The organism is Vibrio sp. R-1, from assembly GCF_035615595.1.
In the GTDB taxonomy this organism is placed as follows: domain Bacteria; phylum Pseudomonadota; class Gammaproteobacteria; order Enterobacterales; family Vibrionaceae; genus Vibrio; species Vibrio cholerae.
Genome location: NZ_WPDC01000010.1, coordinates 1 through 14301 on the forward strand (window position 1 = coordinate 1; position 14301 = coordinate 14301).

Below are 14301 nucleotides of genomic sequence, written 5' to 3' on the forward strand. Positions count from 1 at the left end.
GCAGGGTGGCTATTTTTTATAACAAGATACGGGTTGGAGCACTTAGCGAGTGCCATAAACCACGATGGTTTTACCGTGGGCAGAGATCAGGTTCTGCTCTTCCAGCATCTTCAGGATGCGGCCAACGGTTTCGCGAGAACAGCCAACAATTTGACCGATCTCTTGGCGAGTGATCTTGATTTGCATACCATCAGGGTGAGTCATCGCATCTGGCTGACGTGCAAGATTCAGCAGAGTCTGTGCGATACGGCCAGTTACGTCTAGGAACGCAAGGTCGCCAACTTTCTGGCTGGTCACTTGCAGACGACGAGCCATTTGACCTGAAAGGCGCATCAAAATGTCTGGGTTAACTTGGATTAACTGACGGAACTTCTTAAATGAGATTTCAGCCACTTCACACGGTGTTTTGGCACGAACCCAAGCGGTACGCTCTTGACCTTCTTCAAACAGGCCGAGTTCACCGATGAAATCACCTTGGTTCAGGTAAGAGAGAATCATCTCTTTACCTTCTTCATCTTTGATCAGTACCGCAACTGAACCTTTTACGATGTAGTACAGCGTTTCCGCCTTCTCACCCGCGTGGATCAGCGTGCTTTTTGATGGGTACTTATGAATGTGACAATGTGAAAGAAACCACTCTAGTGTTGGATCGGTTTGAGGTTTACCTAGAACCATAATAATCTCACTTCCTCTGCAGGGTACGCTTGCCGCTATCCATATTTTAGCGAAGCCTCAATTGGGCTTACTAGAATAAGAGGTGTTACCCAAGGCTGCAAGCTATCTTGTGTTTCGGTTAAGAATAGTATCCTTTTTCGAAATCGATTTCTTGATTTTAATCGTGTCAGTAGTCCGATTTGCTACGCAAAACTGTGCACATGATCACGGTATGAAAAGTAAGCATTCATCACTGGTCGGATCTAGCCAATTTTTCCCGTTTCGATCAGTTGTTGCAGCAGCGGGCGCACAATCAAATCCATCGCAAAACTCATTTTACCGCCGGGGACGACAATGGTGTTGTGGCGTGACATAAACGAGCCATCAATCATCGCCAGCAAGTACGGGAAATCGACGTTCTTGATGCCACGAAAACGGATCACCACAAAACTCTCATCCAGCGTTGGAATGCCTTTGGCATTGAGTGGATTCGAAGTATCGACCGTAGGCACACGTTGAAAGTTGATGTGGGTGCGCGAAAATTGCGGGGTGATGAATTTGAGGTAGTCGTCCATTGAGCGAACAATCGAATCCATCACCGCTTCACGTGAATGGCCGCGATCGCGCGTATCGCGCACGTATTTTTGGATCCACTCAAGGTTAACTATGGGTACCATGCCAATCAAAAAATCGACGTGTTGCGCGACATTAACATCGCCATCAACGACCCCGCCGTGTAAACCTTCATAAAACAGCACATCGGAGTTTTCAGGCAGCGACTGCCAAGGGGTAAATGTACCGGGCATCTGGTTATACGGCACCGCTTCATCAAAGGTGTGCAAGTAGCGGCGTACTTGGCCGGTGCCTACTTTTCCATATTGGCGGAAGAATTCTTCCAGTGTAGGGAAATCGTTGGCTTGCGGGCCAAAGTAGCTGATATGGCGGCCTTGTTCACGCGCTTTGCGGATTTCCACATCCATTTCTGGGCGAGTAAAACGGTGGAAACTGTCGCCTTCCACCCAAGCGGGTTTGATGTTCATCATATTGAACATCTTGCGAAAGGCTTCTGAGGTGGTGGTGGTACCAGCGCCGGAAGAACCGGTCACTGCAATAATCGGATGTTTGGCTGACATGACAAACCTTGTCCTTTAAGTCCTTGATTTTGGTGCTAACTTAGACACCTTCCAAAAAATGACTATAGCACGGAAAATGCCGTCGTCACGGCATGGCTAAAACGGATGGCATTTAATATCCACGGTTTCATGCAATTCTGAATAGACGATCACAGCTTGTCCAGATTGTAATTGAGTGCGTACCTGAGCAATTTTCTCCTCTAGCGAGACTTCAATATCGCCATAGTCGGTGCCTTCACGCAGCACAAATTCACGGATCAAATTGTCGAGTGTGTCTGGCGCAATCTCTTGCCATGGAATGATCATAAATACCTCTTTATTTTATGATGGCGCTTTTTTATGACGGTTCTTTTGTATGACTGAAAGAAACGACGAGTTGCCGCCACGCTCAGTCGTTTGAATGTCGCTTTCATCTGTCGAGAAGGAATCGTGGATTAGCTGGGCTGTAGAAAATCATCTCGCAGCGGTACGTAATACTCGGGTAGAGCTTGCTCTAACCAAAAATACGGTTTAAGCCATGAACCGCTCAGGAAACCCACATGGCCGCCATGCTCGAAGAGACGATAGCGGATATTGTCAGGTAGCGGAAAATTGGGGATCACCGCTTCAGTCATAAAAGGATCGTCTTTGGCGTGGATGATCTGAGTCGGGACGCGGATCTGAGTCAGCTGTTTAATCCCAGAGCACTGCTGGTAATAATCGGCTGCATCATGAAAACCGTGCAGCGGTGCGGTGATCACATCATCAAACTCGGCGAGTTTAGCGATCGCACGGATCCGCTCAGGGCTCAGTGGCAAAGCGTTTTCCAGCAGTGGGTATTTCGCGATGGCATTTTTCTTCAATGAAGAGAGCAGATAGGCTCGATACACTTTGGAAAAGCCCTGTTCGATACGTTGTGAGCAGGCGGCTAAATCGAGTGGCGCAGAAATCAAGGTGGCGGCCGTGACGATAGGATCATCCCGATACTGCGCAAGATAGTTGGCGAGCATGTTACCGCCGAGCGAAACACCGACGGCAACGATCGGACGCTCTGGTAATTGTTTACGCAGATACTCCAGCACAAAACGCGCATCGCCCGTTTCGCCAGAGTGGTAAGCGCGTGCTAAGTGGTTGGGTTTACCACTGCAACCGCGAAAATGCATCATCACCGAGAGCCAGCCTTGCCGCGCAAAGGCGTGCATCAAGCCGTTCGCGTAAGGGCTTTTGAAGCTGCCTTCTAAGCCGTGGAACAACACAAACAGTGGCTTACGCTGCGCGTGTGGTGTGCGCCAATCTTCGCTCCAAGCCAGATCGAGAAAATCACCATCAGGCGTGAATAGCGTTTGCCATTCGGCACTAAACAGCGGCTGTTTTCGCAGCAAGCGAGGCAGCAGAGTTTGTAAGTGGGGATTTTTCAGCCCCTTGGCAGCAATAAACGTGGTCATGATGTTGGATTATCGGATTCTCGGTACGGAGCTGAAAAAAGCTCGGCTAAGTATTCTGCGCCAAGCATTTTACAGTATTGCAGAGTGAGCGATAGATCTTGCGCAGGATGAAGTGTCATTCGATTGATACAATGCACCAAATCCGCTTGTTGCTGCTTTTCTAATTGCAGCTCAAACTGCAGAGCTTCGCGATAGAGAGTGTCTGGTAAATGGCTTTTCAAGCGTCGCCGCAAATCACGAAAATCGTGCAGCAGAGTTTCCGAATGACTCAAACATTCCAGCACCGTCGGCCAGTCAGTTTCCGCAAAAGTGAGCTGCTGTTCATCTAGCCATTTGAGTAACAGCAGCAGATTGACATTGCCGTGATGGCTATTTTGCAATCGTAAGCACGCCTCTTTTACCTCGCGCACACTGTAATACTGCAAACTGAATTGCCAGAGTCTTTCCAGTGTTAATCTTGGTTTGGCGTGCTCATCACTCATTTATCCGTTGAACTCCCGTTCCATCTCTTCCAAGGTTTCTTGCTCGGCCATCCATTCTAGCTCGACTTGCTCAAGCTCGGATTTGGCGGCGGCTTGTTTAGCCAACACCTCAGTCAGTGTCGCTTTATTCTGTGCTTCGTACAGTGAGGTGTCCGACAATTGTGCCTCCATCTCACTGACAACGTGGTTCAACTTATCGAGTTTCTCTTCTAACTGTGTCAGCTTTTTGCGAATTGGCGCAGTGAGCTTACGAAAATCGGCTTCACGGCGCTTTTGCTCTTTTTTCGCCGCGGCACTGTTCGCGCTATTCGCAGTATTGGTCGGTTGGGTTTCTTTACGCTCGGCTTTTTGCTGATCGGTAAGCCATTTGTAGTAGTCATTCAAGTCACCATCAAACGGACCAACTTGGTGATCATGCACTAAATAGAGATCATCGGTGGTAGCACGCAGCAAGTAGCGATCATGGCTGACAATGACCATGGCGCCTTCATAGCTTTGTAGCGCAAGGGTTAGCGCCTGACGCATGTCCAAATCCAAATGGTTGGTGGGTTCGTCAAGCAACAGTAAGTTGGGCTTTTGCCACACAATCAGCGCCAGCACTAAACGGGCTTTTTCACCACCCGAGAAAGGCGCGACTTTTTCGAGTGCTTTCTCACCATGGAAACCAAAGCTGCCTAAGTAGTTACGCAGCTCGAGCTCATTTTTGTCTGGCGCGATTTGCATCATGTGTTGCAGCGGCGTCTCTTCTGGATGCAGTGTTTCCAACTGATGCTGCGCAAAGTAACCAATTTTCACCCCCTGCGAGTATGTGCAGTCACCCGATTGCGGTTTGAGCTCACCCGAGAGCAGTTTGATCAAGGTGGATTTACCTGCGCCGTTACGACCAAGCAGACCGATGCGACTGCCCGGCACCAGATTGAGGCGGATTTTCTCGAGGATGAGGTGATCGCCGTAGCCCGCTGCGACCTGATCCATCATCAGGATCGGGTTCGGTAGCGCGGTAGGTTCACGAAATTCAAAGCTGAATGGGTTATCAAACTGGGCGGGCAACACTTTTTCCATCCGCTCCAGCGCTTTAATCCGGCTTTGGGCTTGGCGAGCTTTCGACGCTTTATAGCGGAAGCGATCAATGTAGCTTTGCATGTGCGCCATCTGCTTTTGTTGCTTTTGGTAGATGGCTTGTTGCTGAAGCATTTTCTGCGCGCGCTGAGTTTCAAACGACGAGTAGTTCCCCGTGTATTCATTCAGTGTCTGATTTTCAATATGCACAATGCGATTGACGATTGGGTCGAGGAAATCGCGGTCATGGGAAATCAGGATCAGCGTGCCGGGGTAGCTTTGCAGCCAACGCTCGAGCCACATCACCGCATCCAAATCCAAGTGGTTGGTCGGTTCGTCGAGCAGCAGTAAATCTGAGCGGCAAATCAGCGCTTGCGCCAAGTTCAAACGCATCCGCCAGCCACCAGAAAATTGGGTCAGGCTCCAGCTCATCTGCTCTTGAGTAAAGCCTAAACCGTCAAGCAGTTCTGAGGCGTGAGCGCGAATGCTGTAACCACCGACCATCTCGATTTTGCCATGCAAATCGGCCACTTTGGTGCCGTTGTCGGCCGCTTCTGCGTCCATCAATTGGCGCTCAAGTTCGCGATATTCGCGATCGCCATCGATGACGTATTCCAATGCTGTGCGATCCAGCGCTGGGGTTTCCTGTGCTACCCAAGCCAGCTCCCAGTGCGCTGGTTTGCTGAAGGAGCCCGCATCAATGGTGAGTTCATCTTTCAGCAGTGCAAAGAGAGTGGATTTGCCGCAGCCGTTTTTGCCCACTAAGCCGACTTTATCGCCGGGATGAATGGTGGCTGAAGCTTGCTCAAGGAGTGGTTTGCCGCCACGCAGTAGCTGAATCTCAGAAAAGGTAATCATAAAAAATCGTTTATCGCCCGTTGAATTTTCGCTCGGAATAGTAGGAGGAATAAGGATAAATGTCGATCATTATACAAATTGGGTTATGATGCTGAGTAACGGATTAGTAACAAATTAGCGGAGTGCGCAACTTGGTCAACCGAGAGCAAACGAAAGCCAAAGTGCTGGTGGTGTATGCGCACCCCGATCCACAACACTCCGTTGCCAATCAGGTGATGATGGAAAAGATTGCCGATTTAGAGCATGTTTCGATTATCGACCTCTACGCCACTTACCCCAATTTCTTTATTGATGTGCATGCTGAGCAGCAGCGCTTGCGGGAACATGATGTGCTGGTGTTGCAACATCCCCTCTATATGTATTCCTGCCCTGCTCTTTTGAAAGAGTGGATTGATCGCGTGTTGAGCAAAGGTTTCGCCTTCGGTAAACAGAGTGAGCTGAAAGGGAAACTTTGGCGCAGTGTGATCACCACTGGCGGCAACCACACCGCCTACGATCAACGTGGTTATAACCGTTATCCGCTGAATGAAATCCTGCAGCCGTTCGAGCTCAGTGCGGCTTTGTGTCAGATGCACTGGATTGAGCCTTTGGTGCTGTATTGGTCACGCAACATCAGTGATCAAGAGCGTGCGCAGCATGCAGAGCGTTATCGGCAATGGCTACAAGAGATCGCCCACTGGCAAGGAGAGCCGTATGACGCCACTGACCAGTGATTTTCTCAGTAGCAGTGTCGTCTTTCTGAGCGCTGCGGTGATTGCCGTACCCCTTGCGCAGCGCGCGGGATTAGGCTCTGTGCTTGGCTATTTGCTGGCGGGGATTGCGATTGGTCCATGGGGACTGGGCTTGATCCGCGATGTGCAAGCCATCATGCATTTTGCTGAGTTTGGCGTGGTGCTACTACTGTTTCTGATTGGCTTAGAGCTCAACCCGAAAAAGCTGTGGAATCTACGCGGCCCCATTTTAGGGCTAGGCGGCGCGCAAGTGGTGGTGACCACTGCGGCGCTTTCCAGTGTCGCGTATTTACTGGGTGTCAGTTGGCAAAGTGCGTTAGTCATCGGTATGGCGCTGGCGCTTTCATCGACCGCGATCGCTCTGCGCGTGATTGAAGAGCACGGCTTAACGCGTACTGAGGCGGGACAATCGGGATTTGCGGTGCTGCTGTTTCAAGATATTGCGGTGATCCCCATGTTGGCACTGCTGCCAATCCTCGCTGGAAACAGCAGTGGCGATTGGCTGAATGCCCTGTGGATGACGGGAGGAATTGCTGCTTTGTTACTGGGCGGACATTTTCTGCTTAACCCGCTGTTTCGATACATCGCATTAAGTGGCGTGCGCGAACTGTTTACTGTCGCGGCTTTGCTCTTGGTGGTTGGCATCGCGTTGCTGATGCAGAAGGTTGGTCTTTCGATGGCGCTAGGTACTTTTTTAGCTGGGGTGATCCTCGCAGAAAGCGAGTTTCGTCATGAGCTAGAAATCGCTATCGATCCTTTTAAAGGCTTATTGCTTGGTCTGTTTTTTATTTCGGTGGGTATGGCAGTGGACGTGGGTTTGTTACTCGTCAAGCCTCTGCAGATTATGCTGGCCGTGTTGGGCTTAGTGATTGTCAAAGGTCTAGTGCTCTATCTGCTGGCACGCCTGTCGGGTACGGTTGCCAAAGCGCGCAGCAAAATGGCGGCGATTTTAAGCCAAGGGGGGGAATTTGCCTTCGTGATTTTTACCGCCGCCAGTGCGGAGGGCTTGCTGACGGCCTCGCAAGTCTCCTTCCTTCTGGTGGTGGTAAGCCTTTCTATGGTGACCACGCCGTTATTACTCTCTGCCCAAAAATACTGGTTTGCCCGCCAGCTCAATATTGAAGAAAACCCACTGACGCCGGATGTCGAAAATAAAGAGCCGCGAGTGATCATTGTCGGTTTTGGCCGCTTTGGTCAGATAGTGGGGCGTCTGCTGTACGCCAACAAAATCAAAGTCACTATTTTGGAAAGTGACGCCAGCCAAGTGCGTTTACTGCGTAAATACGGCTACAAAGTCTTTTATGGGGATGCCACCAATCTGGAACTATTACGCGCTGCGGGTGTTGAGCAAGCAGAGGCCTTGGTGGTTTGTACCGATGACCCTGAGCAAGTGATCACCATAGTGGAGCTGTGTCAGCAGCATTTTCCGAATCTGAAATTGTTGGCGCGAGCACGCAGTCGGGTCGAAGCTTATCAACTGATGAGTCTCGGTGTACAAAATTACACCCGAGAAACCTTCTTGAGCGCACTCGACTTGGGGCGCAAAGCCTTGGTTCAACTTGGCATGCATCCTTATCAAGCGAAACGTGCCGAAGAGCATTTTCATCGTCTCGATAAAACTATGCTCAAAGAATTGCTACCGCAACATAATGAAGATAAACAACTCGAACTGCGCGCCAAAGAAGCGCGTACCGAACTTGAAGAAATATTTAGCCGTGAGATGGACAGTGATCAGCTCTCACGCCGATATTGGGAAAAGGAGTAGTACAATCTCGTGAAACAGAAAAAACGTTTTATCGCTGGCGCAAACTGCCCACAGTGCAAGACCGCCGATACGTTGCAATGGTGGGTAGAGAACAGCATTGAGCTGGTTGAGTGCGTCGAATGTGGGTTCCATGAACAGCGTAAACCCAAATCCGTCGAGCAGAGTGAGCATGCGAATGAGCAGATGATCGGGATTTTTAAGCCGGAGTAATTGAGTTTCTGCGTGTGATCTTCATAATATCGGCAACATTCTTCTCTTGGCCTGCATTTGGCAGTCAAGAGACAACCTCCCTGGAGCAGTTATGAAAATTGAAAAAAACACGGTAGCAAGTCTTGCTTACCAATTGACTATCGAAGATGGCGTGGTGGTGGATCAGTCTACTGTTGATGCGCCGCTGGATTACCTGCACGGTCACAATAACCTAATTACAGGTCTTGAGCGTGAATTGGAAGGCAAAGTGGCTGGTGATAAATTCACCGTTACTATCGCACCAGAAGATGCATACGGCGAACACAACGAAGATCTGGTACAGCGTGTTCCTGCAGACGTGTTCCAAGGAGTGGATGAGCTTGAAGTCGGTATGCGTTTCCTCGCCGATACAGACCAAGGTCCAATCCCAGTTGAAATCACTGAAGTGGATGGCGATGAAGTCGTGGTTGATGGTAACCACATGCTGGCTGGCCAGTCACTGACTTTCACCGTAGAAGTGGTTGCCGTGCGCGCAGCGACGGAAGATGAGATTGCTCACGGTCATATCCACCAAGCGGGTGGCTGTGGTCATGACCACGATCACGACCATGATCATGAAGGCGGTTGCTGCGGTGGCGAAGGCCACGGTCACGATCACCATGGTCACGGTAAGAAAGAAGGCGGCTGCTGTGGTGGCGGCGGTTGTGGTTCTCACTAATAGTGAGCCCATCTCGCTAAGTAGTACGTTATTTTCGTAGTACGACAGATTTGAAAGCGCTAACCGCGATCCGGTTAGCGCTTTTTTATTGCGAACTTTGGCACTATACGCCCATTCTAAAAGCCGAAATAAAACGGTTAACTATATTGGAGAATACAAGTCATGACACAGCCTTTTGCGATTGCTATCCATGGCGGTGCCGGCACGATTTTGCGTGAGCAGATGAGTGATGCATTGCGCATGGACATCCTCGCGACTTTAGAGCAAGCCGTGCGAGCAGGGCATCAGCTACTGGTTGAAGGAGCCGATGCCTTAGATGCGGTGGTGGCCGCGGTGACAGTATTGGAAGACTCGCCACTGTTTAATGCCGGCAAAGGCTCAGTACTGACGCACAATGAAATGGTGGAGATGGATGCCTCGGTGATGCATGGCGCAGCGCGAGAGGCTGGGGCGATTGCTGGCGTGCGTCATGTTCGCAACCCAATTCAACTCGCGCGCGATGTGCTGCGTCATAGTGATCATGTGTTTTTGATTGGTGATGGGGCGGAGCAATTTGCTTTCCAGCAAGGGCATGTGTATACCGAGCAAGACTATTTTTTCACTGAGCGCCGTTATGAACAGCTGCAAAACATGAAGCAGCAAGATCGCTTTGCACTTTCAGAAGCTTCCTATCAATCAGAGTCTGCTGAACAAGAGCCGCCAAGTGAATATCCCGATGATAAGAAATTTGGCACGGTAGGCGCGGTGGCGCTGGATCAACAGGGCAATTTGGCGGCGGCGACCAGTACGGGTGGGATCACCAATAAACGCTTTGGTCGCGTGGGCGACTCGCCAATCATCGGCGCTGGAACGCTAGCTGAAAATGGTAATGTCGCCATTTCATGCACCGGAGTGGGCGAGTACTTCATCCGTTATGCGGTTGCAGGCGATATTGCGGCACGCATGCGTTATCTCAAAGAAGATGTGCATACAGCCTGTGAAACCGTGGTGCAAGGTGAACTGAAAAGCGTAGGTGGTGAAGGGGGATTAATTGCGATTGATGCGCAGGGTGAACTTCACTTTGCCATGAACAGTTCTGGCATGTATCGCGCGGGGATTGATCGCCATGGTCAATTCAGTGTGAAAATTTACGCTGACGAATAACCTTTTCTTAATAACTGAATGGATTTTCAAAGCCGTTTTATATGAATTTTTCATGCTTAAAAAATGACTGCAAGGATTCAAATTCGGTGCTAGAATCCTTTTTTAACTAGCAATCAGACTTGGAAAGATGGGTAATAACGTTGTCGTTCTTGGCACCCAATGGGGTGACGAAGGTAAAGGTAAAATCGTAGACCTTTTAACTGAAGATGCAAAATACGTGGTTCGCTACCAAGGCGGACACAACGCAGGTCACACACTAGTAATCGACGGTCAAAAAACCGTTCTCCACTTAATTCCATCCGGTATTCTTCGCAATAACGTGAAATGCATCATCGGTAACGGTGTAGTACTTTCACCAGAAGCATTGATCAAAGAAATGTCTGGTCTCGAAGAGCGTGGTGTTCCTGTTCGCGAGCGTCTTTTCATTTCTGAAGCTTGTCCTCTGATCCTGCCATACCACGTTGCTCTTGACCAAGCGCGCGAAGCCGCTCGTGGCAAGAAAGCAATCGGTACTACTGGTCGTGGTATTGGTCCTGCGTACGAAGATAAAGTAGCTCGTCGTGGTCTGCGTGTTGGCGACCTATTCGATATGGCTTCTTTTGCTGAGAAACTGCAAGAAGTGATGGCATTCCATAACTTCCAACTTGAGCACTTCTACAAAGTAGAACCAGTAAGCTACGAAGCGGTACTGGAGCAGGCGAAGGGTTATGCAGAACTCCTGACTTCTATGGTTATCGACGTAACCAACGAACTGGATGCAGCGCGTAAGCGTGGCGACAAAATCATGTTCGAAGGCGCGCAAGGTACACTACTGGATATCGACCACGGTACTTACCCATATGTAACGTCTTCAAACACCACTGCGGGTGGTGTTGCTGCGGGCTCTGGTTTTGGTCCTCGTCACCTAGGTTACATCCTTGGGATCGCGAAAGCGTACTGCACTCGTGTTGGTGCCGGTCCGTTCCCAACTGAACTGTTTGACGAAGTGGGCGATCACTTAGGCACTAAAGGCCATGAGTTTGGTGCAACCACAGGTCGTAAGCGTCGTTGTGGTTGGTTTGATGCAGTGGCAATGCGCCGCGCGATCCAAATCAACTCAGTCACCGGCTTCTGCCTGACCAAACTGGACGTTCTAGATGGTCTGAAAGAGATCAAGATCTGTACGGGTTACCAAATGCCTGACGGTTCTATTGCTGAAGTTTCACCTATGGCCGCTGACGCATTTGAAAACGTGATGCCAATTTTCGAAACTATGCCTGGTTGGTCTGAAACGACTTTCGGTGCAAAAACTCTGGCTGAACTGCCACAGACAGCGCTGGATTACATCAAGCGCATCGAAGAGCTGACTGGCGTTCCGGTAGACATCATTTCTACTGGCCCAGACCGCAACGAAACCATCATCAAAGTTCACCCATTCAGCGCGTGATCTTGAGATAAAAAACAGTAAGCCGACTCACCGAGTCGGCTTTTTTTTGCCATACTGTTGGTGGTATTTTGTGCGCCTGTGGCAAAAAGTTGCCGCAAAACGGTAAACGGGGCTAAAGCGATTGCATTCAATGCCGATATAGAAAGCAATCCGGGTCAACGTGCAATGCGGCGCGTGGTGACTGCCGGTGTTTATAAGAGTGCGGGTATGAAGCTACGAACGGTAGCCGCTTCCTTATTGCTTGCATGGCACTCCTCTTACAATCCTGCTTATGCAGCGGATTTAGGAGAGCCAGTGCCTATCTATTCGGAAGCTGAGCTAATCAAACTGATTGAAGAAAATAAGCATCTTGAGCGCGTAAAAGCGGATAATTGCCAGATCGTGGAAGATATTGTCGCACGTGCGACACGTATCAGTCTGCCCTCTTATGAGTTTTTGTATGGCGATATGCTGGCTTGGGGCGTGTGTGTGGATCAGGATGTTGAGCTGGGTCTCTACTATATGGAGAATGCGGCGCATCAAGGTTTGCCTGCTGCTCTGGAGCAGCTTGGGCGCTACTACTCACGCGGCACCTTAGTTCAACAAGACAAAGAACGCGCGATCCCCTATCTGCGTGAAGCGGCGGCAATGGGCAATCTTAATGCGCGTATTCAGCTCGCTGAACTGTTACTGCGTGATTACGGCAGTCCCCTCGATTATGAAGATGCCTACCGCTGGTTATATAACTCGGTCACCGCCGATCAGCGTACTCACAACCGTATCGCTCTGCTGCGTCAAGGTTTAGAGCGTAGGATGCCGGAAAATATCATCGCGCGAGCCAAACGCCGAGAAACGTTCTGGTAAAGCCGCTTTACCAGAACTGGTTCCCTTTAGCGCAAGAATTGCCGCATCTCTTCAAGCGCTTGCATGATCTGCTGAGTCGAAATTTGACGCTCTTTCTCTGGGGCAAGCTCTGAATTGAGAGTCTCGACTCGCCCGGTGGGGTAGCTCACCAACATCTCTTTATCACTCACTAACGCATAGTTAAAGTAACTACCGATAATCGTCCATTCCCGTTGTGGGCTCTCTTGCCAAAGCGGGTAGCCTAGCGCAAATTCATTGAGTGGATTTTGTACCCCTAACACTTCTTGCATCAACATAGGCGCAATATCGAGGTGGGTGGTTTTGTGCGTTAATACGCTTCCTTCTTTGTCAGGAATGTAGATGTAAAGTGGCACATGGATCTGCGCCATGCTGTAGTTACTGCCATGCCCCCAATAATTTTGTCGATTGTCATTAAACTCTTCACCATGATCAGATGTGATGATCACTATGGTATTGCGCAGCTCATCGCGGGCTTGCAACTGCTCAAGTACTTTGCCAATCAAACTATCAGCGTAATAGAGGGCATTGCGATAGCGGTTATGGTACGGCTCGGGATCAAAATCGTTGTTGAGTTTGATGTGATCGACTCGCTCCCAATAAGGGGTGAAAGGCGGAGTCATCGAGCTTGGGAAATCAGCCGCATGCGCTGAATCGTAAAACAGAAAACCGAAGTAGGGCTTGCTACGATCCCGTTGCTCTAAAAAGTGCAAAAAATCCTCAGTAATACGTTCATCACGCTGTGGTGAGTTTTCTCCGGGCGTGACTGTACGTAGCTGGGCAATTTTGCTGAATATCGTTCGGTCAAACGGTGGGCTATTGAGTGGTGCCGAGCCGTAAATAGCAAACTGATAGTTCAAATCTGCGAGAGTTTGCATCAGCAGTGGGCGAGTTTGGCTGGTTTGAAACTCCTCCCAATAGGTAGCGGGTAAGCCGTAAAAGAGACTGAATAAGCCAGCTTGGGTTGAATTTCCACCACTTAAGTGATGAGTAAAGCGCGTGGCTTGTTGACCAAAGTGAGCAATGTTGGGCGTCACATCGCGATTGGCATCATCAAAACGCCAAGCATCAATCCCAATCAATAAAATGTTTGGGCGCTCTGCAGGCGGTTCAATGTGCAGAGGTCGCAGCGGATAGTTGAGAGTACTGCTGGTTGGTGCATGAAAATCCACCTGCTGACGGCGGGCGGATTGCGCATCAACAACACCGAGCTGGTCGAAAAAGCGCTTTGCGGTTAACGGATAATAGAGCGGCCAGTGATAGCTGTAGCTTGGGATCTCATTGTCATAAGTGGCATCTTTCCAAGCGTGGATAAACTGGCTACTCAGCAATGAAAGTAACCAAACCGCCGATACCCAGCGAACTCCACGTGAATGTTGAATGCGTTGCGCCAGTTTCATGATGAGCCATTGGGCAAAGCCGACCACGAAGACAATAAAGCCTGCCATCGCAAGGGTATACCACGACACGCTGATCACTTGCTGTCCACCATGCAACAGCAAATCCCACACAAAGCCACTCAGATGGAATCGGTACTGTTGATACACTTCAATATCGACCATCAACAAAATGCTCACGGCCCAAGAGGCTACAAACACAACACCGTGCAGTAGGCGACTCGGGAGCCAAACCAGAGCGAGTGAAACCAGCGTGATGGCAAAGGCAAATAACCCAAACCAGCCAAACTGGGTGGCCGAAAGATAAGCGTACGCTATCCTATTACCGCTGCTGACCTCCATCCATTGCAAATAGGGGAGGCCCAATATAGCTAATAAAACAGCATTCAAAATAAAGTTACTAAAAAGCCACTCTATATTCTTTTTTATCATCAATAACATGTGGAATCCCCGTAGCAAAT

The 14301-nt window shown here is 49.7% G+C and carries 14 protein-coding genes; 7 read left to right on the plus strand and 7 right to left on the minus strand.

Features of this window, described 5'->3' with window-relative positions; all coding sequences use genetic code 11:
• Positions 1-42: 42 nt before the first annotated feature.
• From crp to GOU96_RS03640, 6 genes are all read right to left on the minus strand, one after another.
• Entirely contained in the window at positions 43-675 is a 633-nt protein-coding gene (gene crp, locus GOU96_RS03615; RefSeq protein ID WP_000242749.1) for a cAMP-activated global transcriptional regulator CRP, read from the minus strand.
• Between the two features lie 242 nt (positions 676-917).
• A complete protein-coding gene (locus GOU96_RS03620; protein ID WP_001274667.1) occupies positions 918-1787 on the minus strand; it encodes a phosphoribulokinase in 870 nt (289 codons plus the stop codon).
• Between the two features lie 96 nt (positions 1788-1883).
• Positions 1884-2093: a YheU family protein gene (locus GOU96_RS03625; RefSeq protein ID WP_000586561.1), complete on the minus strand. Its 210-nt coding sequence runs from the start codon at positions 2091-2093 to the stop codon at positions 1884-1886.
• 128 nt (positions 2094-2221) lie between these two features.
• Positions 2222-3211: a hydrolase gene (locus tag GOU96_RS03630; protein WP_069648377.1), complete on the minus strand. Its 990-nt coding sequence runs from the start codon at positions 3209-3211 to the stop codon at positions 2222-2224.
• A complete protein-coding gene (locus GOU96_RS03635) occupies positions 3208-3693 on the minus strand; it encodes a TIGR02444 family protein (protein WP_001278733.1) in 486 nt (161 codons plus the stop codon). Before GOU96_RS03635 ends, GOU96_RS03630 begins: the two co-directional genes overlap by 4 nt.
• A complete protein-coding gene (locus tag GOU96_RS03640; RefSeq protein WP_267781245.1) occupies positions 3694-5610 on the minus strand; it encodes an ABC transporter ATP-binding protein in 1917 nt (638 codons plus the stop codon).
• 122 nt (positions 5611-5732) lie between these two features.
• Between GOU96_RS03640 and kefG the strand changes: the two genes are divergently transcribed.
• The 7 genes from kefG to motX all read left to right on the plus strand — a co-directional run bounded on the left by kefG (position 5733) and on the right by motX (position 12425).
• Positions 5733-6323: a glutathione-regulated potassium-efflux system ancillary protein KefG gene (kefG, locus tag GOU96_RS03645; protein ID WP_001245312.1), complete on the plus strand. Its 591-nt coding sequence runs from the start codon at positions 5733-5735 to the stop codon at positions 6321-6323.
• A complete protein-coding gene (gene kefB, locus GOU96_RS03650; protein ID WP_000188331.1) occupies positions 6304-8106 on the plus strand; it encodes a glutathione-regulated potassium-efflux system protein KefB in 1803 nt (600 codons plus the stop codon). The genes kefG and kefB overlap by 20 nt, the downstream gene beginning before the upstream one ends.
• Positions 8107-8115: 9 nt before the next feature.
• Positions 8116-8316, plus strand: a complete 201-nt coding sequence (locus tag GOU96_RS03655; RefSeq protein WP_000810607.1) for a YheV family putative zinc ribbon protein — start codon at positions 8116-8118, stop codon at positions 8314-8316.
• Between the two features lie 91 nt (positions 8317-8407).
• Complete coding sequence (gene slyD / locus GOU96_RS03660; RefSeq protein ID WP_000687664.1) at positions 8408-9013, plus strand: peptidylprolyl isomerase; 606 nt, start codon at positions 8408-8410, stop codon at positions 9011-9013.
• Positions 9014-9175: 162 nt separating this feature from the next.
• Positions 9176-10156, plus strand: a complete 981-nt coding sequence (locus tag GOU96_RS03665; RefSeq protein WP_114812238.1) for an isoaspartyl peptidase/L-asparaginase family protein — start codon at positions 9176-9178, stop codon at positions 10154-10156.
• A 127-nt stretch (positions 10157-10283) separates the two neighbouring features.
• Positions 10284-11582, plus strand: coding sequence for an adenylosuccinate synthase (locus GOU96_RS03670; RefSeq protein ID WP_267781241.1), 1299 nt, complete (start codon positions 10284-10286; stop codon positions 11580-11582).
• Between the two features lie 207 nt (positions 11583-11789).
• The gene (gene motX, locus GOU96_RS03675) at positions 11790-12425 is read left to right on the plus strand and encodes a flagellar protein MotX (protein WP_001883957.1); all 636 of its coding nucleotides are present in this window, start codon (positions 11790-11792) and stop codon (positions 12423-12425) included.
• 26 nt (positions 12426-12451) lie between these two features.
• Here the strand turns inward: motX and GOU96_RS03680 are convergent, their stop codons facing one another.
• Positions 12452-14281, minus strand: coding sequence for a DUF3413 domain-containing protein (locus GOU96_RS03680; RefSeq protein WP_267781239.1), 1830 nt, complete (start codon positions 14279-14281; stop codon positions 12452-12454).
• Between the last annotated feature and the right edge of the window lie 20 nt (positions 14282-14301).